General features: G+C 39.2%; 21 protein-coding genes. 9 read left to right on the top strand and 12 right to left on the bottom strand.

The features are described 5' to 3' along the window. Nucleotides 1-44: 44 nt before the first annotated feature. Complete coding sequence (locus MR041_RS09605; protein ID WP_242093397.1) at nucleotides 45-1,196, bottom strand: M14 family zinc carboxypeptidase; 1,152 nt, start codon at nucleotides 1,194-1,196, stop codon at nucleotides 45-47. Between the two features lie 291 nt (nucleotides 1,197-1,487). On the opposite strand from MR041_RS09605, the gene MR041_RS09600 reads away from it, so the two are divergent. Then, nucleotides 1,488-1,871 (top strand): helix-turn-helix domain-containing protein, encoded by a 384-nt coding sequence (locus tag MR041_RS09600; protein ID WP_242093396.1) that lies wholly within the window; start codon nucleotides 1,488-1,490, stop codon nucleotides 1,869-1,871. Nucleotides 1,872-1,895: 24 nt separating this feature from the next. Then, nucleotides 1,896-2,264 carry a DNA topoisomerase IV gene (locus MR041_RS09595; RefSeq protein ID WP_242093395.1) on the top strand — a complete coding sequence of 123 codons (369 nt, stop codon included), beginning with the start codon at nucleotides 1,896-1,898 and terminating at the stop codon, nucleotides 2,262-2,264. Here MR041_RS09595 and MR041_RS09590 read toward each other — a convergent pair. Together MR041_RS09590 and MR041_RS09585 are read right to left on the bottom strand one after the other, a co-directional pair. Then, nucleotides 2,261-2,761, bottom strand: coding sequence for a hydrolase (locus MR041_RS09590; protein ID WP_242093394.1), 501 nt, complete (start codon nucleotides 2,759-2,761; stop codon nucleotides 2,261-2,263). The two genes, MR041_RS09595 and MR041_RS09590, sit on opposite strands and share 4 nt — an antisense overlap. 11 nt (nucleotides 2,762-2,772) lie before the next feature. Continuing rightward, nucleotides 2,773-3,534, bottom strand: a complete 762-nt coding sequence (locus MR041_RS09585) for an MBL fold metallo-hydrolase (RefSeq protein WP_242093393.1) — start codon at nucleotides 3,532-3,534, stop codon at nucleotides 2,773-2,775. A 94-nt stretch (nucleotides 3,535-3,628) separates the two neighbouring features. Between MR041_RS09585 and MR041_RS09580 the strand changes: the two genes are divergently transcribed. Then, entirely contained in the window at nucleotides 3,629-5,104 is a 1,476-nt protein-coding gene (locus tag MR041_RS09580; protein ID WP_242093392.1) for a TonB-dependent receptor, read from the top strand. A 97-nt stretch (nucleotides 5,105-5,201) separates the two neighbouring features. Here the strand turns inward: MR041_RS09580 and bcp are convergent, their stop codons facing one another. Continuing rightward, a complete protein-coding gene (gene bcp, locus MR041_RS09575; RefSeq protein WP_242093391.1) occupies nucleotides 5,202-5,660 on the bottom strand; it encodes a thioredoxin-dependent thiol peroxidase in 459 nt (152 codons plus the stop codon). Between the two features lie 110 nt (nucleotides 5,661-5,770). On the opposite strand from bcp, the gene MR041_RS09570 reads away from it, so the two are divergent. Continuing rightward, nucleotides 5,771-6,433 (top strand): endonuclease III domain-containing protein, encoded by a 663-nt coding sequence (locus tag MR041_RS09570; RefSeq protein WP_242093390.1) that lies wholly within the window; start codon nucleotides 5,771-5,773, stop codon nucleotides 6,431-6,433. 229 nt (nucleotides 6,434-6,662) lie between these two features. Here MR041_RS09570 and MR041_RS09565 read toward each other — a convergent pair whose 3' ends face one another. Beyond that, nucleotides 6,663-7,247, bottom strand: coding sequence for an RNA polymerase sigma factor (locus MR041_RS09565; RefSeq protein WP_242093389.1), 585 nt, complete (start codon nucleotides 7,245-7,247; stop codon nucleotides 6,663-6,665). Between the two features lie 373 nt (nucleotides 7,248-7,620). Here MR041_RS09565 and uvrA point away from each other — a divergent pair, with 373 nt between their 5' ends. Continuing rightward, complete coding sequence (gene uvrA / locus MR041_RS09560) at nucleotides 7,621-10,410, top strand: excinuclease ABC subunit UvrA (protein ID WP_242093388.1); 2,790 nt, start codon at nucleotides 7,621-7,623, stop codon at nucleotides 10,408-10,410. A 23-nt stretch (nucleotides 10,411-10,433) separates the two neighbouring features. Here uvrA and MR041_RS09555 read toward each other — a convergent pair whose 3' ends face one another. After that, nucleotides 10,434-11,507: a DUF3667 domain-containing protein gene (locus tag MR041_RS09555; protein ID WP_242093387.1), complete on the bottom strand. Its 1,074-nt coding sequence runs from the start codon at nucleotides 11,505-11,507 to the stop codon at nucleotides 10,434-10,436. A gap of 254 nt (nucleotides 11,508-11,761) precedes the next feature. On the opposite strand from MR041_RS09555, the gene MR041_RS09550 reads away from it, so the two are divergent. Then, entirely contained in the window at nucleotides 11,762-12,448 is a 687-nt protein-coding gene (locus tag MR041_RS09550) for a hypothetical protein (RefSeq protein ID WP_242093386.1), read from the top strand. Nucleotides 12,449-12,831: 383 nt separating this feature from the next. Continuing rightward, nucleotides 12,832-14,064 carry a hypothetical protein gene (locus tag MR041_RS09545; protein ID WP_242093385.1) on the top strand — a complete coding sequence of 411 codons (1,233 nt, stop codon included), beginning with the start codon at nucleotides 12,832-12,834 and terminating at the stop codon, nucleotides 14,062-14,064. A gap of 74 nt (nucleotides 14,065-14,138) precedes the next feature. On the opposite strand, the gene MR041_RS09540 is transcribed toward MR041_RS09545, so the two are convergent. The 4 genes from MR041_RS09540 to MR041_RS09525 form a co-directional block, all read right to left on the bottom strand. Next, nucleotides 14,139-15,599, bottom strand: coding sequence for a lipopolysaccharide biosynthesis protein (locus tag MR041_RS09540; protein WP_242093384.1), 1,461 nt, complete (start codon nucleotides 15,597-15,599; stop codon nucleotides 14,139-14,141). Then, nucleotides 15,599-16,879, bottom strand: a complete 1,281-nt coding sequence (locus MR041_RS09535; RefSeq protein ID WP_242093383.1) for a glycosyltransferase family protein — start codon at nucleotides 16,877-16,879, stop codon at nucleotides 15,599-15,601. The genes MR041_RS09540 and MR041_RS09535 overlap by 1 nt, the downstream gene beginning before the upstream one ends. A 130-nt stretch (nucleotides 16,880-17,009) precedes the next feature. After that, nucleotides 17,010-19,433 (bottom strand): YfhO family protein, encoded by a 2,424-nt coding sequence (locus tag MR041_RS09530; protein WP_242093382.1) that lies wholly within the window; start codon nucleotides 19,431-19,433, stop codon nucleotides 17,010-17,012. Nucleotides 19,434-19,464: 31 nt separating this feature from the next. Next, nucleotides 19,465-19,749, bottom strand: a complete 285-nt coding sequence (locus MR041_RS09525; RefSeq protein WP_242093381.1) for a DUF4834 family protein — start codon at nucleotides 19,747-19,749, stop codon at nucleotides 19,465-19,467. 160 nt (nucleotides 19,750-19,909) lie between these two features. Between MR041_RS09525 and MR041_RS09520 the strand changes: the two genes are divergently transcribed. After that, nucleotides 19,910-20,911 carry a transporter gene (locus MR041_RS09520; RefSeq protein ID WP_242093380.1) on the top strand — a complete coding sequence of 334 codons (1,002 nt, stop codon included), beginning with the start codon at nucleotides 19,910-19,912 and terminating at the stop codon, nucleotides 20,909-20,911. Nucleotides 20,912-20,920: 9 nt separating this feature from the next. Further along, the gene (locus tag MR041_RS09515; protein WP_242093379.1) at nucleotides 20,921-22,042 is read left to right on the top strand and encodes a GTP cyclohydrolase; all 1,122 of its coding nucleotides are present in this window, start codon (nucleotides 20,921-20,923) and stop codon (nucleotides 22,040-22,042) included. A gap of 55 nt (nucleotides 22,043-22,097) precedes the next feature. On the opposite strand, the gene capB is transcribed toward MR041_RS09515, so the two are convergent. Both capB and capA read right to left on the bottom strand, forming a co-directional pair. Beyond that, nucleotides 22,098-23,357, bottom strand: coding sequence for a cysteate-C-fatty acyltransferase (capB, locus tag MR041_RS09510; RefSeq protein WP_242093378.1), 1,260 nt, complete (start codon nucleotides 23,355-23,357; stop codon nucleotides 22,098-22,100). A 227-nt stretch (nucleotides 23,358-23,584) separates the two neighbouring features. Next, nucleotides 23,585-24,622, bottom strand: coding sequence for a cysteate synthase (capA, locus tag MR041_RS09505; protein ID WP_242093377.1), 1,038 nt, complete (start codon nucleotides 24,620-24,622; stop codon nucleotides 23,585-23,587). Between the last annotated feature and the right edge of the window lie 4 nt (nucleotides 24,623-24,626).

Here is a 24,626-nt window from a genome sequence, read left to right as displayed (position 1 = left end):
AAATTAACATATTTTTATTAATAATTATGCATAATTACTGCAATTTATTTTAATTTTAATGCGATTTTCTCATTTTTTATCATTACGAAAACGTTTTCGTCGCCCAGGTGTAAGGTCTTGTGGTCTTCGGATAAGACTACATGTTTATTGGCATCGTATTCCTTGTGGGCGTAGTACCGAGATAAGCCTTCCATTTTTTCAATTTTCGGAATGAATCTAACTTCATTATCGATCAACTTTTCCTGATACATGATCCCGATATCCAACAGATCACCATCGGCTTTTATTCTGGCATTCCTGATAATAATATCAAAGAACAACTTCTGGTTTTCGGGAATTTCAAAATAGCCTTCGTGATTATCGCCCGTAACATCATGTTGCGAAATATATAGCAATGCGCTTAGAAGTGCCATAAACATATATTTCCGGGTGTTCTCACGTTCATAGTCTCCCTGAAAATGACCCGCTTCAAAAAGCATGGTCGGTACCTGTTCGCTTTGAAACGTGTCTCCGACGCAATTTAAATTAAATGCATCGTCGTAAACGCCAATCTGCCCCGGTATGACCTGCTGCAAAACTCTATTCATCGCAGCAATAACCTCCATGGCCATCTTGCGGTTCGGTGTAACACTGCATGCTGCATCCTGAGCAGGCGCCAAAAATGAGATGGTAGCGGGTTTGTTGAACGCTCCTGCGCTAAAAATGGTACGCTGACCATGGAGGTTACAACAAAAATCCGGCTTAAAGGTGTCGAAGACATCTCTTAACACTTTACTCTCAGGCTGTGTAAGTAGCTGAGCATCCCTATTGAGATCGATGTCATTGGCATTGACCCTCGTGTACCTTTCAGCACCGTCCGGATTTAATATGGGGATGATGTATAGGCTACAGGAAGAACGTATTGAAGACAGGAGGTCATTATCAGACAATAAGGCATTCAATACATCAAAGAGAGCCTTGGTTGTGGTGGATTCGTTACCGTGCATTTGAGACCACATCAATATTCTTTTTTTGCCATCTCCAATTTTCAGGGCATATATCGGAGCGCCAAGTACAGATTGACCGATAGTCTCCACCTGAAGGTCTTTTTCTAATCTTTTCAATAATGGAAATATGTGTGAATTGGTAACATAGCGATGAGATAAGCCCTGTTCTTTATACGACTCAAAAAAAGCTGCAATTGTATTTAATTCCATTTAACTTTTAGGTTAGCCACAAATGTAAACATTTAGATATTTACAATTGTAAACAACTTTTCAACCCTTTTCTGGTTACAACCATAAACAAAAAAACGCGATGTTACGACTCATCCTAAGAGTGGCAGCGGGATTTTATATTTTATAGCATAAAAACTTTAATATCAGTATTTTATAATACAATAAGTAAAGTAACAATTTATTATTGTAATCCTGCGATCCATCGATTAAACTGATATAATTTAAAATGTTTACATTTGTATTTTAATAGTGTGATTTAAATTGTTTACAATGATAAACAGCGAGGCATTTGCCAAGAGGTTGCAGCGTGTCATGGATTATTACAGTGAATCGGCCTCCTCATTTGCTGAAAAAATTGGCGTACAACGGTCTAGTATTTCCCATATACTTTCAGGACGGAATAAACCCAGTTTAGAGTTTGTACTTAAGATCATTTCCCACTACCCCGAGGTAGGTCTGTATTGGCTATTGAACGGAAAGGGAGAATTTCCCCAAAAGAAGGATTCCGTTACCGATGCTCCTGAAGTATCTCCCGAACCAACAGTTCCGGAAAAGGAAACACCACATCAAAAACTCAGGCAATCTCCAAAGTCTATCGAGCGTATCGTAATATTTTATAATGATGGCAGTTATAAAAACTACACGAATGATTAGTACCTTTGTTGAAATTGTTAACTCATGAGACTCTTATTGTTTTTCACTGTGTTTTGTTTTATGGGATGTTATCAGGTCGAACGAAATTGCAAAGCGTTCAGAACAGGGCACTTTTACAGTGAAGTAGTTATAGATGGCAGTATTTATAGATCTGAATTTAAACGCCTTGATGATCTTCAGATAGAAACGTACAATAATCGTATCGACTCCTCACGCTTGAGGTGGATCAACGACTGCGAGGTGGTCTTTAAAACCATCAATCCAAAAAATATGGCGGAGCGAAAGGATATTCACTTAAAGATTTTAGCCACAACAGACACTTCTTATACCTTTGAGTACGCCTATGTTGGCGAAACCAAAAAACAAAAGGGAATAGCCTTTACAATGGATTAATCGAAAGGATACAGAAACGATTCAGCCAGATTAAACACAACCGTACCATCGGTGCTCACCTCATAGGTTAAGAAAACCTCACCCCAATAATCGCCATCCGAAAAATCAGCGATAATCCATTTGTGATTCAATATTTTAACGGTATTCATCAGCATTCTTCTACCACCTGATGAGGCGTAAGGTATCAGTGGATGTTCGCCATCTGTTTCATTAAGCCTGTACAGTTCATCTTTAATGTAAGGGATGAGTTCGGTGACATTATGACCATCGTTTTCAAAATAGGTCAAAGCATCTTCATTGCCTTCTATACCAAAGTGAGATCGATTGGCCAACACGTTCTGCAGGTCGGCAATCGAGTCCTTATAGGTAATGTTAAGCGCTTTATGTTTTTCCAGTTTCGTATTTAAATCCTCAAATATCCGTTTCGAATTTACATACTGAAACACTACTAAAAGTAAAGTGAAAACGAATAAATACATAAATAGTCTCTGTTTCATAAATGGATTGTTTAAACGGTTATCTTAAGGCCATCATAAGCTAAATATACATGTTTCGGCAACATTTTTTCCACCTCATTATGAAAACCCAGAAGATGGCTAATATGCGTTAAATATGCCCTTTCAGGGTTGACTTCTTCTATAAAATTTAAGGCTTCCTCCAGATTAAAATGCGATAAATGAGGGGTAATTCTCAGGGCATTAACCACTAGAACCTTTGTGTTTTTAAACTTATGCATTTCCTCCGCCGGGACAGATTTAACATCGGTCAAATATATAAAATCCCCAAATCGATAACCAAATACGTCGACAAAATAATGGTTTGCGCGAATGGGAATGACCTTCATTTCAGGCAAGGCAAATGGCTTATTTTTTATGACGTTCACAATAATTTCAGGTGCACCGGGGTACTTATTATGCGCATCAAAGATATAATCGAACCTTCTTTTTAAAGAGTCCACTACCCTTTGCTGGGCGTAAATAGGCATGCTACCATTCCTATAGCACAAAGGTCTGATATCATCTAAACCCGCAACGTGATCGGAATGTTCGTGAGTAAAAATGATACCATCAATTTTTGAGCAATTTTCTCTCAGCATTTGTTCTCTGAAATCGGGACCGCAATCTATGACGTACTTATAATCGTCCCATTCGATTAATACTGATACCCTAAGCCGACGATCTTTAGGGTCTTCACTCAAACAAACAGGATGGGTACTACCAATAATAGGTATACCTTGGGAGGTACCGGTGCCTAAAAAAGTTATTCTCACAGAACAATCGCTTTACGAACAAAAATAAGTTTATTTTTTTGTTTGGTGTAGTTATTTAATACCTTTGTATGGTTAGTTCATAACCTATTTAAGCATGGAAATAACCATAAAAGGAGATAAGGAATTCGATGATGTTCCTTCATTAAAATCCAAAGCACTTCGCATTAATTTAAACGAAAATATTTACGGGACTTTTGCAGAAATCGGAGCGGGCCAGGAAACCTGCCGACATTTTTTTCGAGCCGGTGGCGCCTCCGGGACCATTGCCAAGGCGATGTCGGCCTATGACAAGGATTTTAGTGACGCCATTTATGGTGCTGAGGATGATGGACGTTATGTAACAGAGGCGCGATTGCGAAAAATGCTGTCGCATGAAATGAACCTCATTGAAACACGGTTAACCCGTGAAAAAAATCCAAACAAGATATTTTTCACTTATGCCAATACTGTCGCCACGATCGATTTTGCGAAGCAGTACAAAGGCCATGGTTGGGTGGGTATAAAATATCAGATTGAGGCGAAAAGCGAATACAATGAGATCATTTTGCACATACGCTTTAAAGAGACCGATGCAAGGCTGCAACAGGAGACTCTGGGTATTTTGGGCACCAATCTCATCTATGGGGCGTTTTATAAATACAATGAACCAAAAAAATTACTGCGGTATTTATACGATCATTTAGATAAGGATCAATTAGAAATAGACACCATCAACTTTTCAGGTCCGGTCTTTAAAAATGTAGACAATAGGCTAATGAGTTTACAGTTGGTAAAGAATGGAATGACAGATGCGGTGATGTTTGGTCCGGATGGAACGAATGTGTTGCCTGCAAAAGTGTTTTACAAGAAAAATATATTGGCATTGCGCGGTAGTTTCAGACCGGTAACCAAGGTGAACATGGCGATGTATGAGAAATCATATGAAATGTTTATTCAGGAAAATAAGGTGAATAAAGACCAGACTGTAGTCGTTTTTGAAATCACACTCTCAAACCTCAGATCAGAAGGCGAAATTGACGAGCAGGATTTTATGGATAGAGCTGATTTACTCTGTGCCTTGGGCCAATCGGTTATGATCTCCAATTTCCAGGAATATTACAAGGTGGTTGAATACTTTTCGAAATACACCAAAGCCAGAATGGGATTGTCAATGGGTGTGAGTAATTTGGTGGATATCTTTGATGAAAAATACTATCGCCATCTTAGTGGTGGTATTTTGGAAGCTTTTGGAAAATTATTCTTTAAAGATCTCAAGGTCTACCTCTACCCCATGTTAGATCCGGATACAGGGGAACTTTTAAATAGTGATAATTTAAAGGTGTATCCAAGAATGAAGGAATTGTATAAATTCTTTAAATATAACGGTAAGGTTGTTGATATAGAAGATTATGACAAGAGCATTATGAATATATTCTCCAGGGAAATTCTCGATATGATTGACAATGGAGAACTCGGGTGGGAAGACAAACTTCCTGAAGGAACAGCAGACCTTATCAAGGATTACCGCTTGTTTGGATATACCAGAAAGCCATTAAAACCGCACTCCATAAAGAAACGGGTAAAACATTAATTTAGTATTCCTTTAGAACCGAACCTGTTTGGATGTTATCCTGACCTATGCAGGCGTTCAATACAACGATGAACGCCATCTATGTCGTACCAATGTCTTATAGGCCTTCTAATATTTGATCGGCATGGTGTTTGGTCTTTACCTTATCAATAACTCGTTCTATGGTCCCCTTTTCATCTATAAGGAAAGTCACGCGGTGAATACCGTCGTATTCCCTTCCCATAAATTTTTTCGGTCCCCAAACCCCGAACGCATTAATAAGCACTTTGTCGGTATCGGCTAATAACGGATAAGGAAAATCGAATTTTTTCTTGAAATTAGATTGTTTTTGCTCGGTATCGGCACTTACACCAAGAATTTCATATCCCTGCTCCTTCAGTTTACTGTAGTTATCCCTTAAATTACATGCTTCGAGGGTACACCCCGGTGTATTTGCTTTTGGATAAAAAAACAGGACCAGTTTCTTTCCTTTGTAATCTGATAGTTTTACGCTATTTCCCTGGTCGTCATTCACTTCAAAATCCGGAGCCTTGTCTCCTACTTTTAATGTATTCATATTTTAAAAATGTTTTTCATTATGATATACCCCGATAAACTTACTATTTTTGACTGATTTTTTGCCTTTGATGTCATGGTATATCCTTCTTACAACAAAAATACAATTGTATGACGAAACAAGAAAGCGTAGACTTTATTATTAAGACCTTAAATGACCTTTATCCGAACGTTCCTATTCCTCTGGACCACAAGGACCCCTATACCTTGCTAATTGCAGTGCTACTATCTGCACAAAGCACAGATGTGCGGGTAAATCAGATTACACCCATACTGTTCCGAAAAGCAGACAATCCTTATGATATGGCTAAGCTATCTGTTGATGAAATTAAAGACATCATTAGACCGGTGGGACTATCACCCATGAAGAGTAAAGGGATCCATGGCTTATCAAAAATTCTAATCGATAAACATGGTGGACAGGTTCCTAAAAGTTTTGAGGCCTTGGAGGCACTGCCGGCTGTCGGACATAAAACAGCCAGCGTGGTCATGTCCCAGGCTTTCGGTGTTCCCGCATTTCCGGTAGACACCCATATACATCGCTTAATGTACAGGTGGAATTTAAGTAATGGGAAAAGTGTTGTACAAACCGAAAAAGATGCCAAAAGACTCTTCCCTAAGGCTTTATGGAACGAACTTCATTTACAGATTATTTGGTACGGAAGGGAATATTCTCCGGCACGAGGCTGGGATTTGGACAAAGATATCATCACAAAAACTGTTGGAAGAAAGTCGGTAATTAAAGACTACCTGAATTCAAAAAAAAAGTCCTGATGCTTTAAATCAGGACTTCCTAAAGTTCAATTAAGAAATGTCTCAAACTTTAACTTATTACAATTTATAACACTTAAAGCCTTGGAATAATTTAGAAGAAAATTAACCGTTTCTTCTTTCGGTTTCAAATCGTTGGTACTTTCAATAAAATCTTTAGAGTAAATTTTTGCCATTAATATAATTTTAGGGTTACTAAATCTATTAACGCAACAACATTTACTTTATTGTATCAATCTGTTAAAACAATATTATGTTTGTCTATTACCTTTCTCAAATTAATGAGCGCATAGCGCATACGCCCTAAGGCCGTATTTATGCTAACACCTGTCACCTCCGATATTTCCTTAAAGCTCATATCCTTGTAAATACGCATTAAGAGCACCTCCCTTTGATCCTCTGGTAACTCATCGACCAATCGTCGAACATCATTTTCAACCTGCTCTTTAATGATGCGCTTTTCCGCATTCAAATCACCATCACTCAACACAGAAAAAATGCTAAAATCATTACTGTTATCAAACTTAGGCATTCTGTTATTCTTCCTGAAATAATCGATGACCAGATTATGGGCAATACGCATCACCCAGGGCAGGAATTTACCTTCCTCATTATAGGCATTTCGCTTAAGGGTTCGGATAACTTTTATAAACGTGTCTTGAAAAATATCTTCGGCCACATCGCGGTCGTACACCTTGGAAAAGATAAAACTGTACACCTTTTGCTTGTGTCGCGTAATTAAGGTTTCTAAGGCATTTTCACTACCGTTAATATAATTGACAACAAGGGTCGCATCTGGAATAATCTCGTGTTGCATAACTATTACTTTAAATCCAAGAAGTCTTCTTCTTAGCTTGGGGTTAACTGTTTAAAAGTAATGCTATGCGATAGGCAAGTCGTGTTTATAAAGATTAATAGATATCTCAAATATAGTAAGATTCCATTCTAAAAAACAAAAATTTAGCCGATTTTTTGACTTTTTTTGATTAATTCAGCATTTTTTTCGATCAACGTCAGGATTTCAATTTACTGTAATAGGCACAATGTAATGCTTATAATGATACGGTTTGACCTATTCCTTACTGTGTCGTATACAAAAATGTCGAGCATGATTTATTTATGTTTTAACTAAAGCTTAAGTGTATGAAATACTTATGTTATCTTTGCAAGATTATTTTCTGAAGTGACCCATGAATACCAATATTTCTGCTGTTGATCCTAAACATAATATCATCATTAAGGGTGCAAAGCTGCATAACCTAAAGAATGTAGATGTCGTTATCCCCAGAAACAAATTGGTGGTCATTACTGGTGTTTCTGGCTCCGGTAAGTCAAGTTTAGCGTTCGATACACTGTATGCTGAAGGCCAAAGACGGTATGTCGAAAGTCTTTCGAGTTACGCGCGACAATTTCTGGGTCGTTTAAATAAACCAAAGGTTGACTTTATTAAGGGGATTGCTCCTGCCATTGCCATAGAGCAAAAAGTAAATTCAACAAATCCTCGCTCGACGGTAGGCACGACAACCGAAATCTATGATTATTTAAAGTTGCTATTCGCAAGAATTGGTAAAACCTTCTCGCCAATTTCTGGACATGAGGTAAAAAAGGACACGGTTTCAGATGTCCTTGATGTCATTAAGACCTGCGCCGAGGGTGAAAGGTTATTATTGCTCGCACCTGTTCATTTGGAGGAAGGCAGGGCTATGAATGACAAACTTAAAGCACTGCAACAGCAAGGATATTCAAGAATTAAGATGAATGACAAGGTTGTTCGAATTGATGAAATATCAGAAACAGACACTCAGGATGCCATTCGTTTGGTTGTTGATCGCATTATTATCAAAGACGAGGAAGACTTCTACAACCGATTGGCCGATGCCGTAGAATCCGCGTTTTTTGAAGGTAAAGGCGAATGTATCATCGAACGCCTGAACGATGGCTCAGAACGCCATTTTAGTAACCGATTCGAATTGGACGGACTCACTTTTTTGGAACCAAACGTCCATTTGTTCAGTTTTAACAATCCCTACGGAGCCTGTCCAAAGTGTGAAGGCTATGGTGATATTATTGGAATTGATGAAGACCTGGTCATACCCAATACCGGATTATCTGTTTACGAAGAGGCCATTTTTCCGTGGCGAGGCGAAAGCATGAGCTGGTATAAGGATCAGTTGGTTAATAATTCTCATAAGTTTGATTTCCCAGTACACAAGCCCTATTTTGAACTTAGTGATGCTCAAAAACAATTAATATGGGACGGTAACGCCTATTTTGAAGGTCTGCATTCCTTTTTCGCCGAGTTAGAGGCGAAAGCATATAAAATACAGAATCGGGTCATGCTTTCGCGCTATCGTGGCAAAACACGATGTAAGACCTGCCGGGGGAAACGGTTACGGCCGGAGGCCAACTATGTGAAAATTGGGGGTGCCTGCATCACCGATTTAGTAGAAATGCCTTTGGATAGGCTCTCTAATTTCTTTAAGCAACTAGAGCTCAGTGATTATGATGAAAAAATAGCCAGCAGATTACTAAAAGAAATACATAACCGATTGCGATTTCTGATCGATGTTGGTCTTGAATATTTAACATTGAACAGAAAATCGAATACCCTTTCTGGAGGTGAAAGCCAACGCATTAATTTAGCCACATCATTAGGGAGCAGTCTGGTAGGGTCGATGTATATTTTAGATGAACCTAGCATTGGCCTGCACCCCAAGGACACGGAGAGGTTAATTTCAGTTTTAAAATCATTGCGCAATCTGGGTAATACCGTTATTGTGGTCGAACACGATGAAGATATCATGAAAACGGCCGATACCATTATTGACATTGGCCCTGAAGCGGGAACCTTTGGGGGGCATGTGGTGGCCTACGGGGATTATGATGGTATCTTGGGGTCGAAATCCTTGACGGCCCAATATTTAAATGCCACTTTGAAGATTGAAATTCCTAAAACAAGAAGGGTTTCCAAATATTACGTTGATATTCTCGGGGCCCGCGAACACAATTTAAAAAATATAGATGTGCGCTTACCTCTGGGGTGTCTGACCGTCATTACCGGGGTTTCGGGAAGTGGAAAAAGTACCCTGATCAAAAAGATTCTCTACCCGGCATTGCAAAAAAAACTCACCGATTTTAGTGACAAGCCGGGACAGTTTTCCGGATTGGAGGGCCATTTCGACAATATTAAACAGATCGAGTTCGTAGATCAAAATCCCATTGGGAGATCGTCCAGATCCAACCCGGTAACCTATATTAAAGCTTACGATGATATAAGAGCGCTTTTTGCAAGTCAAAAGCTGAGTAAGATTAGAAATTATCAGGCAAAACATTTTTCGTTTAACGTCGATGGCGGGCGGTGTGAAACCTGCAACGGCGAAGGCGAAGTGACCATAGAAATGCAATTTATGGCCGATGTGCATCTCGAGTGCGACACCTGTAACGGGAAACGCTTTAAGAAAGACGTTCTCGAAGTGACCTTCGCTGGTAAAAATATAGATGACATCTTAAATTTCACCATCGACGAGGCCATTGCCTTTTTTGATGCCCATGAACAATCCAAAATCAAAAACAAACTTCAACCCCTGCAAGACGTCGGCCTGGGCTATGTGACCTTAGGACAAAGCTCCTCAACCCTTTCCGGGGGTGAGGCACAGCGTATCAAACTCGCCTCGTTTTTAAGTAAAGGTAATCGATCGGATAAGACCCTTTTTATTTTTGATGAACCCACTACGGGTCTCCATTTTCACGACATTAAAAAACTTTTGAAATCGATCAACGCCCTCATCGATAACGGACATTCGGTTATGGTTATTGAACATAACCTGGAATTGATAAAATGTGCGGATTACATCATCGATCTGGGACCTTATGGCGGTGAAAAGGGTGGTAAAGTTGTTGCCCAAGGTACACCTGAAGAGCTTATTAAGGTACCGGCTTCACAAACCGGAATCTACTTAAAGGACAAACTGAATACCTAGTCTGTCCTTCCTTTGACTTTCTATCAGTAAAACAAAATGGCCGTTAGTACAAGGACGATTAAGGCGGCCGGAACAATGAAGCACAGGTATAAAAAGGTCGTCATTCCCGCTTTAAAAAGTGAAATAAAATACCCTTGCTGATAAAATCGTTTCAATCCCAACCACAGATATACAAAAGTAGATAGCATGATAAGCCAATCTATGCCATCCGGAATGTCTATTAGCCATTGGTTCACCGTTATTATAACGCCCAGTACAATGAATAAAAATGAAAAATAATAAAAACTGAATACCAGATGGTGGGCAAATTGGCCTCTTCTCCAATAGAACAGTTTAAGAATAGAGGCAAACAATGGCAGTAAAAAGAATAGGGCTACCGGTATACTGTCAAAAAAGGCCTGTACAATACCACCCCCTTTCTGTCTGTGAAACTTTAATCCCTGCTTTAAAAATGTACGCTCAAAAAATCCGGTATTTTCATCGACTCCAATGAATTTCAACTGCTCTTCTTCCGTGGCACCTGAGGCATTCAGAGAATCCAGTGCTTTAAGGTTGAGATTCCAATTAAAGATCTTTGTATTTGAAGCGCTGGTACTCGTTTTTATGGTCGAGTCTATTATTTTTAAATCTTCTTCCGATAAGCCGGTTTTTATATCCGGGTTATTTAAAATAGGTGCAGCAGTTATGGCCGCTGCGGTAGAATCTATGCGTTTTATATCCAATGAGTCCACCACGGTATCAACAGACTCAAAACTCGACTTTAAAACCTTATCAACGCTACTGTTCATTTCTCGGACCTTAAATGAAAATATAAAAAAGAAGACCACCGAAATAAATAAATAATATTGAGCGGGATGCAAATATTTGAGTCGTTTTCCTTCAACAAAAAGTTTGGGCACCAATCCGGGCTTAAAAATAAGTGGGAAAAAACTCTTGAAAAATCGAGCATCAAATGAAAAGTAATTACTGATGGTGTTATAAAATAAGACGCCTACGGTCAGATCTTCCCTGGCCTGTTGCCCACAATACGGACAGAATTTATAGGCGGGGTCAAAAACCTTTTCACAATTTTTGCAAGACGTTTGCTGCTCTTCCATGTTTCGTATTAGAAAGGATAAATGTAATAAAATTATTGCTTCATTGAATAAAAATGAAGACCAAACTGCAAGGTATACATATTACACCATTAAATTTCAACTACAAGATATTCAACAAGTTATATCGTTTTTAAACGTTAATGTTTCGTTAATCAGTACACTGCAATTTTTATTTGGCATGCCTATTGAAAATCCTTGAACACAGCGGAATCCGAAAAGCTTTAAGAGTAGGTTAACTTTAAAAATGACGAATTATGAAGCAGGTATTACTTTTTTTTACAATGTTGTTAGCGGGATTAACAACGGTATCGGCAACAATTGACAACCATGACCATGGGCAATCTGTGACAAAAAACATGAACAGATATGCGGAACCCATAATTTTCATGGAACGCGGTATTGAGTTCCTGATTTTTCCAGATGGGAGCTTCGATTTTGATGCCCATAACTATAATGATATCTACAGAGATACCTATTATAGATCAAATACAAAACGGAGCAGGATCAGTGCCAGGCAAAGCGGTCCCCATTTAAGCCTGGGCTACACCTCTCATAAAAACTATGGCGTATATATTTCAAGAGATCGAAGTGGAAAAATTAGACGTATCGGCAACGTATATATCAATTATGATCGCAAAGGAAAGGTAAGCCGTATTGGATCGGTTTTTATGACCTATGGCAGAGGTAGAAACGGAACGTTAAGACAAGTTGGTGGACTACAGGTGAATTATAATCGCTGGGGCGAAATTGTATCCCTTCGCGGACAGGTAAATCACAATACCCCGTGCAATTTATGCAGTGACACATCATGTCATGGATCTCATTTATTCGGCAATCATAATCAGAATGAATCACCCTGGTTCGATGAGCCGCATGACGATAGGTACTACTATTACAAAAGGAATGGTAAAATCAAAAAGCAAAAAAAGCGAACATTCTAAACCTTGAATTGCCGGTTTTTACAAATGGCTTAAGCACGATAGTTATGGTATGTGCTTAAGCCTTTTAAATTTTGTATGCAAGGGAAAAACAAATTCACAGGACAATTTTGAAAATTCACAGGACAATTTTGAATCATCGTACTTATGTTTTTTCGAAAAGATAAGCAGAGCGCTACGATTTTTTGCTTGTCATTCCGAAGTAATCACCAAATGGAATGGCATCATATTCCGAACACACCTCTATCCTATCACCACCACATAATAAACTGGTGTTTTTAAAAAACAAATCTTCAACCTTGATTATCAGTGTGTTAAATTAATATTTTCGTTTTGGCACGCTGTTTGTATTCTTTAAAATGTAATTATTTTAAACCCTTATTATTATGAAAAAATTAGCATTAGTATTAGCAGGTCTACTCTTAATGGGATTCCCCCTTAATGCCATAGCAACGACTGGCACAAGTAGTCAAACGTCCTCCATCTTTTCAAGAGGTTATGGTAATTCTTTCATATTTGTAGAGGGTGGGATAGAATTTTCTGTATTTCCCGATGGTCAGTTCGATTTCAATATGTTGCGCAATAACTCGCAACTGCATGTCTCCATTGGCTCTCCTCATCTCAACCTTAGTTTTAATTCCGGCTTCAATTACAACGCCTATGTACAATACGATGAATTTGGCGCCGTAATTCAAATAGAAAATGTTCCAATTTATTACGATCATTATGGCCGTATAATTCAGGCGGGTAATGTGAATATATTTTACAATAATTTTGGCTATGTGTCTCGTGTTGGTGGCTTATTTGTGCACTATAACAGGTACAATAGGTTCAGTCACTACACAGGATTTATAAATATTTACAACAGGCACTATGTTTACAGACCTTGGCATCGCTTCTATAGCATCCCTGCATACGATTATTGTGTTGTTTACAACAGACCTTACAGACGTTTTTACATGCCAGTAAGATATGTTTACAGCAGACCCTTCTATAACAATTACAGGCCGCGCACCTCTGTTGCGAGCAGAAGAGGCCATACCGTGACACGTAACAGAAGTTATGCGACCGTTAACAGAAGCAGAAACAATGTAACGCGGATTAATAGAAGTGCAAATGTGGCTTCATCAAGACGACAGTATGCCACTCATACAGAAAGGACCAATGGAACGGATAGAATTGCTGTTTCAAATCGTCGTTCCAATGATAGGGCTTATGACTCAAACACCAGAGACAATGTAGCCCCAAGAAGAAGTACGAATTCGCATGCTGTGGATACTAAACGGGCTAATAATAACGTTAGAAGAACAAATGAATCCGGTTCAAGGAATACAAGAATGAACTCGGTTGATCGGACGCGAAATAATTCAAGAATGAATTCGGTTGATCGCACTAGAAATAATGCTACCGTTCGACAACCAAAAAGCGTAAATTCTCGTACTTACAAAAGAGATAACACCAGAACTGCGCCATCCATGACATCAAAAAGGACGGTGCAAAGCAAGCCGAGAGAAGTAAAAAGAGAATTTACCGGCTCAAAGCGCAACACTAAGACTCGAGTGACTCAGAACAGAAGTAACTCGAATAACAATACAAGATCGAATAGAAGAAGATCTTAACCTCTTTGGTTGGTTAGTTGGAAAGCCCTGCGATAAGTTTGCCTCAAAGCAACATCGTGGGGTTTTCTCTTTTCTTATTTTAAACTATTGAAAAATCGAATGAGTACCCGGTTAATATCATTCGATAACTTAAAACGGAATATCAGTACCAGATACAATACAATGATGACTACCGATTTCAATGCGATGTTCAGTACCGGATGAAATGGAAAATCCCAATAATAAAACAGGCCGAAGAACACTGCTAAAATGAGACATACCTTTAAGGTGTTCAAGCAAAACGGCGTAATTTCAAACCTCAACTTCACAAAAACCAGTTTTGCTGAATTATAAGTTACTATTGAAATAAATGTGGCATATGCCGCACCAATGGTACCGAAATGAGGAATGAAATAGGTATTTAATACTATGGTGAGTAACACCAGCCCGAGTCCCAGAGCCAAAACCACTCTATAATAATCGCTGTTAAATAATATGGCATTATTGTTTCCCATAAAATTATCGAAGAGCTTGGCCAAACCGATGAGGATGACCACACGGATGCCACCCTGATATTTCTCAGGAATCAGGTAATAGAGCTCATTAATATTCAGCACGATCAATAGAAAAATCAATCCACCCACTATAAGAAGGGTTAAAGAGCTTTTCCGGTATAAAAGCCTCAACTCTCGTGTATTTCTTTCATTTAATAATTTCGCGGTAAGGGGATTTGTAATCTGGTGCATGGCCCGTGAGGGCACCGCAATGACGCTTGCTATATAAATGGCCACCGCGTAATAGGCCACATTTTCAATTTCAATGTAAAGTCCGATCATAAACTTATCCAACTCTAGAATTATATTGGCCACAGAACCAGCCAATATGATCAGGGCGGAATAGCTCAAAATCGAATTCATATTAAGTAACCGGGAAAAACAAATTACAGGCAGTCTTAAACTGAATGCATACAAAGCCATGGTAAGCATACGTAAAGCATGCACGATAACCAACGCATATATGAATTGGTTGACCGAAATGATATCAAAATATAAAGTAAACAATAAGACCGTGGTGCACAGCCTGTGAAAAATCTCTTTCATGAAATTCCCGAAAACACTTCTCATCTGCACCTTACTCCAGGCATAAAACACCTCGAAATAGGCCAAAAAAATGGCAGAGACATAAATCAACCATATATAATCTCTTATAATGTCATTTTTTGAGCTCATCCAAACACTGATCCCTTCGAAGCACAGATAACCAATAAGCCCCACCGGCAGGGCAACACAAAGTGGTAAAACAAGCATTATCGTTAAAAAACTATTCTGAGACTGCCGTGTTTTAAAAGACGAATAAAACTTTACTAAAGTATTGTGCACACCAAAAGCCATTAGCGGCATCATTATGGCTGCTGTTGAAAAGATATATTGGACGAGCCCAAAATAGGCATCACTTAGAAAATTAGTAAATAAAAACAATACATTCACACCTCCTATTACAAATCCGATATAGGTGGTGATGGTGTTTTTTATCGATTGTGTTACAACTAACCCCATTAGATTAATTTAGATAATGCACCGGTTAACGACTTCCTGGCATATTTTTGAAGTCCAATACCATGTGACTCCAGCTCGCCCTTTTTGTAGGCCGTGAAATAGTGCAACAGGACGGCTTTTAACCTGTCGCGATCCGAATATAGCAGGTATTTTCCTGTATTGGTGTCCTTAATGATACGCTCCACTTCCGAACCCTCTGGCCCCAATGCCACTATGGGTCTGTTTGAAACCATATATTCAAACAGTTTTCCAGGCACAATACATGTGGTCTCCTTAGAATCAATTTCAATCAATAGCAATAATTGCGATTGCCTTTGATACCGCAAGGAATCCGCATGTGGGATATAGCCAGTACTATTCATGTAGTGCTCTAAACCATACTGATGTATTGACCTCACCACCGCTTCACTCACTGCGCCAACGAGATTCAATTGAAAGCTGCTGGCGAATACGTCGTTTTCATCAATGAGTTCCCTTAAAACCTGCCACAAAATTATGGGATTACGCTCCGAAAGCAAGGATCCGATATGTGATAGGCTAAACTTCTCATCTAAAGTTATATTGGGCAGAGGTTCATAATCATAGCCATTGGTAATGACTTCTACGGGCACATTTGTAAGGTTTTCAAAATCTAATTTGGTGATATTACTGGTCACGATGATTTGATCCGCAGTCTGCAATACCTCACGCTCTAATGCTTTATGCTTTCGCTTCGATCGCTTCGTTAATTTCAGATGTTTTTGATATCCTATGCTTGTCCAGGGATCTCTAAAATCTGCTATCCACCTCAAACCTAAGGTTTTTTTCAGTTCTAATCCTATTAAATGTAAACTATGGGGAGGTCCGGTGGTAATCAGGGTTCCAATATTGTTTTTCTGTATGTAACCGGAGAGATATTGAACAGAGGGCCCTACCCAACCTACCCTCGCATCAGGGATAAAAAAATTGCCGCGAATAAAAAGCATTAGTCGCTCGATTAAATTCTGGTTTTCAGGATCCGGTATGAATCCCTTGCGCATTGCCATTGATGTTTTTTTGGAAATCAAACCGGCCAATTTATAAGGTTCCCGAATCGGCCGCTTCAGAATGGTGATGTTTTCGGACACGCCATGCAGTAAACTATTGTCCACTATGGGGTAATTTGGGTTGTCCGGCGCATAGACAATCGGTTCTATATTAAAATCAGGAAGGTATTTTACAAACTTAAGCCAGCGTTGTACCCCGGGACCCCCTGCCGGAGGCCAGTAATACGTAACAATTAACACTTTTTTTTTACTCATCCCAACAGTAATGTTACCTGGAGGCATTCTATAAAGAACTCAAAACAGGACATTGCACCCCACCTCACAGGTCATTCTATAATACGTTATTTAAAATCGCAATACCATTCAGGCACAACGCATGAAACAATTATTGCCTTTTAAATTTATATAAAACCCCAACAAAAAACAGAACGACAAATAAAACCGAACTGGCTAAGGTAATTTTACTTCCGGTTTTTACAACCTCCGGGTCGAATTTGAATTCGATGACATGTTTTCCCTTTGGTATTTCCATTCCTCTTAAGGTATAATTGACGCGAATATGATCTGCTTTCTGTCCGTCAATATAGGTTTTCCAACCTTTTGGATAGAATATTTCTGAAAACACGGCAAATCCGTCATGATTATTATGAGATCGGTACTTCAGATAATTCGGCTGATGATCGATCAGTTCTATAGTCGCCAATGAATCGACCACATACTTTGGATATCCATTGTTCGCAAAACGATCCCCGAATTCCTCACTATTTAAAATCGCAATATTCTTATTGTCCAGGCTGTCTAAAGTTTTAATTTCCTCATTGACCGAATTCACTGTTTTAAATTCCCTGATGAACCACGCATTTCCGTTCGCCTCCTCATTGAGATAACGCACCGGGTTTCCATTTTCATCCTGAGCTATAATGTATTTGGTATTCAACAGGTTTAAAACGTCCATGTGATTTTTGGTAATGTAAAAATCGTATACATCTTCATACCGTCTGAGCTTGGCGGCGTGATAACCGTTTAAAGAATTGTGGAAATAGGAGGCTCTGGCACCGGACGAGGTAAGATCTAGCACTCTGAAATGTGTGGTGTCCCGAGCAATTTCTTTATCGGCCGCATGCATCTGATAGGGGTGCTTTACCTGTTTGGAAGCCACAAAATCATCATTGTTAACATAACGTCTGTCGACACCAATTAAATCGATGCCAATAAGTATAGCAAAGGCCACTATTACCCAATGCTCTTTTAATTTGTTTGTTATATAAGCGAATATAAGCCCAGCCGAAACCAGTACCAATAGTAAGGTTCGCAAGGTATCAGATGAAAATACGGCCCTTCTGTCGGCCTTGAGGGCATCCACAAAATCCTGACCATAGTTTTGACGATAAAAGGCATCGTTCACACCGGCAAAGTCGAAGGAAGATTTAAACAACAGCAATAAAACTGCAATGCCGCCGGTAATGAAAACCGCATACTTCAGGGCTTTTAATTTTTCGTCCTTCTTTAATTCTCCATTAAACAGGCGGGCCAGGGCGAAAACAGCCATTACGGGCAAACATAACTCCAAAATAACCTGAATTGAAGTTACGGCCCTAAACTTATTATACAGTGGCACATTATAAATGAAGAAGTCGGTTAAAAATTCCAGATTCTTACCATAGGACAGTAATAAGGATAAAAGTGTACCGCCAACCAACCACCATTTCAATCGGCCTCTAACAAGAAATAATCCAATAACAAACAGGAAAATAACAACCGCGCCAACATAGGCCGGTGCCTCCACTATGGGTTGATCGCCCCAATACAGTGGTGCATGTCTGGATGCCTCTAAGGCCTGACTCGGTGAAGCACCTAGTTTTCTAAAGGCCTCATAGGTATGGGATCCCTTGCCCATTTCTTCCCCGTTGCCGCCACCAGTCAATCTGGGAATGAACAAGTTTAAGGACTCAAAAAAACCATAACTGTACTGCGTGATATATGCTTTATCCAAGCCACTGGAGATTTCCTTCGTGGTGCCGTCCGGGTTTATGGTGAGTTCGCTTGTTCCACGAGAGCTTTCCTTGACATATTCCTGGGTGGCCAGAATTCCGGAGGCGTTCAAGGCCAGGGCCAGAACTACAGCCAGGGTTAATACCCCCAGAGATTTAAAATAATGCTTTAACAGGCCCTTTTTGTAGGCATCGACCAAATAAGCAATACCTAAAACCAGGACCAGGAGTAATAAATAATAGGTCATTTGGAAATGATTGGCCACCAACTCCAGAGCCATTGCCAATGCAGTTAACAAAAATCCTGCAACATAGTTTCTTCGAAAGGTCAACACAATACCACTCAACACTAAGGGCATGTAAGCAATTGCATGTGCCTTACTGTTATGGCCAACACCCAATATGATGATCAGATACGTAGAAAAACCAAAAGCTATGGCTCCCAGAACAGAGAGCCTGTAATCCACTTTAAGAACGAGCAGAAAAATATAAAACCCTAAGAGGTATAAAAACAAATAATCGGCCGGGCGCGGTAAAAAGCGAAGCGCTAAATCGAGCTTTTTAATATAATTATGAGGGTATTTCGCTCCTAATTGATACGTAGGCATGCCTCCGAAGGCACTATTGGTCCAATAGGTTTCGTCTCCTGTAGCTTCCCTGAAGTCGGATTGCTGCTTAGACATACCTATATACTGCATGATATCGCTTTGGAAAATAGACTGTCCTTTTAAAACCGGATTAAAATACGTTAAGGAAAGTAATATAAACCCCAGAACAACCACTACGTGGGGTAGTATCTTTTTTAATGTAAACGACATACAACTATTTTAAAACTACGCGGTGGACAAATTAATCAATTTCTTCGTAATCCACATAGTCCCCAACATCTTTATTGGATGCTTTTGTCTTTGGCATTTTATCTATGGTCACTTCGCCTTCTTTTGCAGGTTTTTCGCGTTGTCCTCTATTTTGAAATTGACCAAATTGATCACCAAATCTTTGTTCTGCTTTTTTGGAAACATATTTCATTAAAAACGGTGTAAGCAGGCGCCCGATTATTTTTATACCGAAATAGATAAGCAGAATAATAAGCAGCGTTCTTACAAAACCCGTCACAGAAGCCTCTTGTAGCATAACTCTATATTTTGTGTAAAAATACAATTCTGCGGCCTTAAAAACCGTTTATAAATGATAAAAAAAGTATAAAATATCTATATTTGAGAACGCATTAACAACGGTAGTATGACTATTATTAATTTAAATATGCATCAAAGACACCACTAAATGTAATTTTATGAAGCCTATCCAATCTACACCAACCTTAATCTTGTTATTCATTTTTAACCTGTTGCAGGCCCAATACACGGATGTTATAAACTCGAACAGACCGGGAGTTTCCAGGAGTGCTTTTTCCGTTGGAACCAATGTTCTGCAATTCGAGGTTGGTCCTTTTATCCTAAAGGAAAAACGTACGCCGCCATTACGCAATGAAGTTTCAGGTTTTGGGGTCGACTTTGCCGCCCGCTACGGGTTATTTTTTGAACAATTGGAACTTAACGTGGAGGGGACCTACCAGAATGATACGAAGACCTATTTTTCGAGCATTCCTTTTGAGGAAGATCGTTCTAATTTTAAATATGTTGCTCTGGGGGCAAAATACTTAATTTATGATCCGTATAAAAATGCGGATGACAAGCCCAATCTGTATAGTTGGAAAGCCAACCATCGATTTAAGTGGCGTTCTTTAATTCCTGCTGTTTCAGTATATGTCGGAGCAAACTACGATACAAAATACAATCCATATACCGCATCGGGCATTGAAGGATTCAGTCCAAAGGTCATGTTGGCAACACAAAATAATTTTTCCGGTGGATGGGTGTTCGTATTGAACCTCATAAAAGATAGGATAGGTACAGATCAATCTGATTTTCAATATATTCTGACCCTTACCCATTCTTTCGATCCGCAATGGGTTATTTTTGGAGAAACCCAAGGTATTAAAAGCGATTTTTATGCAGATAACCTGTTCCGGGTTGGCGGGGCTTATCTATGGAATGCGAATTTTCAGTTGGATACGGCGCTCACCTTTAATACCAAAGATACGCCATCGGTGTTTAGTGTCAACTTTGGGGCCTCGTATCGTTTCGATTTTCATCAGGACAAAGAAGAAGAGGAGATAGATAATGGTGCTTCTGTTATGGACGGGGGCAGACGTAAATCGAGGCGTAATAAAGGGAATAAAACATCGGGGTCGACGATAAAAAAACAGAGACGCGATTCTATAGATTTCGATTAAATACTGGATATGGTTACACTTAAAGAAGTAGACAGCAGGAAGGATTTGAAGGCATTTGTAATGTTTCCTTTTTCGTTGTACAAGGATTCGAAATATTGGGTCCCACCAATTATTAGTCAGGAGATGAAAACCTTTGACAAAAGCGAAAATCCGGTTTTTAACGATGCAGAAGCCCGATTGTTTCTGGCTTACCGCGATGAGGTCATTGTAGGGAGAATTGCCGCCATAACCAACTTTATTGAAATTAATGAGCAGCAGGTTCGAAAGATGCGTTTTGGTTGGTTTGATTTTATTGATGATTTTGAAGTATCGAAGACCTTGCTTGAAAAAGTAGAAGAAATTGGAACTGCCAACCAGTTGGATTACGTTGAAGGCCCTGTCGGATTTTCAAATTTAGACAAGGTCGGCGTCCTTACGGAAGGATTTGATTCTATCGGCCCGATGATTACCTGGTACAACCATCCCTATTATGTAAAGCACTATGAGGCAGCAAATTATAAAATAGAAAAGGGCTATATCGAAAGTAAATTCGATTTTAAAAATGTAAACCCTGACACATTTTCAAAGGCCAATGAGATTATAAAGCGCCGTTACCAAATTAAGGCCTTGAATTTTACAAAAACAAAAGAAGTTATACCTTATGTGGATAAAATGTTCGATCTATTTAATGAAACCTATGCCTCATTATCCTCATTTGTAGCCATAAACGATATTCAAAAGGCCTATTTTAAAAAGAAATTTATAAGTTTTGTAAATCCTGAATACATTAAATTTATTGTAGATAACGAAGACAACCTTATTGGATTTGCCATTGTTATGCCCGGTTTTTCAAAAGCCATTCAAAAAATTAAGGGAAAGCTGTATCCTTTTGGTTTTCTGCAGATTCTAAAGGCTAAAAAACACAGCAAAGATGCAGTCTTCTATCTTATAGGTATCCGTCCGGATTATCAGCATAAAGGGGTACATGCGGTCATTTTTAATGAATATTACAAAGTGTTTAAGGCAAAAGGAATTGTAACCTGTTACAGGACACCGGAACTTGAGGATAATATAGCCATACATCAGATTTGGAAACACTTTTCTCCGGTTGTATTCAGACGTCGTAAGACCTTTAGGAAAAATTTAAAATAAAAAAACCGATTGAAAGACCAATCGGTTGCAATATCATCTGTATGTGCTTTCAATGTTATTCCCCCATAGCTGCCATCACTGCCGCGGACAAACGCTTGTAAGTACCATTATCAAGTCGATCTCTTATGGCGTCGAAAGCATCTAAAGTTTCCTCAACATCCTGGAGTGTATGTGTGGCAGTTGGAATCATTCTAAGTAAAATTAATCCTCTAGGTATTACAGGGTAAACTACTATAGAACAGAATATTCCGTAATTTTCTCTTAAGTCCTTGACTAGCGCCATAGCTTCAGGAATACTTCCTTTTAGATACACTGGGGTAACACAGCTTTGTGTGGTTCCGATATCGAATCCTCTGGCCTTCAATCCGGATTGAAGTGCATTAACAATTTTCCAGAGATTTTGTTTTAGCTCCGGCATTGTTCTTAACATCTCCAATCTTTTTAAAGCCCCAACCACCAGTTGCATCTGTAGTGACTTAGCGAACATCTGAGATCTTAAATTGTATTTCAAATAATCGATAATCTCCTGGTCTCCGGCAATGAATGCTCCGGTACTTGCCATAGATTTCGCGAAAGTTGCAAAATACACATCGATATCGTCCTGTACACCCTGCTCCTCACCGGCACCTGCGCCGGTCGCACCCAAGGTTCCAAAGCCATGAGCATCATCAACAAAAAGTCTGAAATTATATTTCTTTTTGAGTGCTGCAATTTCTTTTAACCGTCCCTGCTCACCCCGCATTCCAAAAACACCCTCAGAGATCACCAAAATACCACCTCCGGTTTGCTCTGCCATTTTCGTAGCGCGTTCAAGATTTTTTTCAAGACTTTGAACATCATTGTGCTTGTAGGTAAATCTTTTTCCCATATGCAGGCGCACGCCATCTATAATACAGGCATGTGCATCAACGTCGTAAACAATAATGTCGTCCTTGGCCACTAAGGCATCAATAGTAGAAACCATCCCCTGATAGCCAAAATTCAGCAAATATGCCGCCTCTTTCTTAACAAAGGCAGCCAGTTCATCCTGAAGTTTCTCATGAAGATCCGTGTGACCGGACATCATTCTGGCGCCCATCGGATATGCCGAACCATATTGCGCTGCAGCCTCTGCATCGACTTTGCGTACTTCAGGGTGATTTGCCAATCCCAGATAATCATTTATACTCCATGTGATCACATCCTTCCCCTGGAATTTCATCCGGTTTGAAATTTCTCCTTCCAATTTCGGAAAAACATAATATCCCTCAGCCTGCGAAGCCCATTTACCTAAAGGTCCTTTATCTTTATAAATTTTATCGAATAAATCCTTCATCTATATATAATGTTAATGCGGTTAATACCAGGTAAAGTCACTAATTGTCGCTACGTGACAAAAATCAGAAATCGGCTTAACACACATTGTTTCAATTTGCAAAATTAAGTATTTAAATGAACTATGCATAATTTTTTAAAAGACAAATCATGAAGATGTATCACAATGCAATAAAATGCTTGACGCACAAGAGATACGGGTCATTCTTGCGTTGAAAATAGCATTTCTTATTTGATATATTGAATCTTTTCAGGAACCTCGTTAGAACTATCGAAGAAACCTTGTTCACTCATCCATTTATCGCTGTAAATTTTACTCATGTACCGCGAGCCATGATCTGGAAAAATGACAACAACTTGATCTCCCTTTTTAAATTCGCCCTGATCATTTAATTGTTTTACGGCTTGCATTACAGCTCCGGAGGTATACCCTACGAATAACCCTTCAGTTTTTGCAATTGTCCGAGCCGTGTGCGCACTATCTTCATCCGTAACTTTTATGAACGCATCAATGGCATCAAAATCTGTAGCTGAAGGAATTAAATTTTTCCCTAATCCTTCAATGCGATAAGGGTAAATTTCCTTTTCATCAAACTCTTTGGTTTCGTGATATTTTTTTATCACCGATCCAAAAGCGTCTACGCCAATGACCTTCACGTTCGGATTTTGTTCCTTAAGATAGCGGGCCGTACCGGAAATGGTTCCCCCTGTGCCACTGCAAGCTACCAGATGCGTGATTTTTCCCTGAGTTTGTTTCCATATTTCAGGGCCTGTACTGTGGTAATGCGCATCAATATTCAATTCGTTAAAGTACTGATTGATATAGACCGAACCTTTTATTTCATCGTGCAATCTTTTGGCAACCTGATAATAGGAGCGCGAATCGTCTGCACTTACATGAGCGGGGCAAACATAGACCTTCGCCCCCATGGTTTTAAGCATATCGATCTTGTCGGCTGAGGATTTAGAACTTACTGCCAAAACACAATTGTATCCCTTTATGATACTCACCATGGCAATGCTAAAACCGGTATTGCCAGAGGTTGTTTCTATAATCGTATCTCCAGGCTTTAAAATACCCTGCCTTTCAGCTTGTTCAATAATGTAAAGTGCTATTCTATCTTTTGATGAGTTGCCCGGGTTAAAAGATTCTACTTTCGCAAAGTAACTCCCTTTGAAGTCCGCCGTAAATTTATTAAGTCTTACTAAAGGTGTCTGACCAACTAAATCTAGGACGCTATCATAAACTTGGTTGCTATGTTTCATTAGT

Source organism: Aestuariivivens sediminicola (assembly GCF_022662015.1).
GTDB classification, from domain to species: Bacteria; Bacteroidota; Bacteroidia; order Flavobacteriales; family Flavobacteriaceae; genus Aestuariivivens; species Aestuariivivens sediminicola.
The sequence above is the reverse complement of the archived record's forward strand: the minus strand, read 5'-3'. Positions and strand labels throughout refer to the sequence as shown.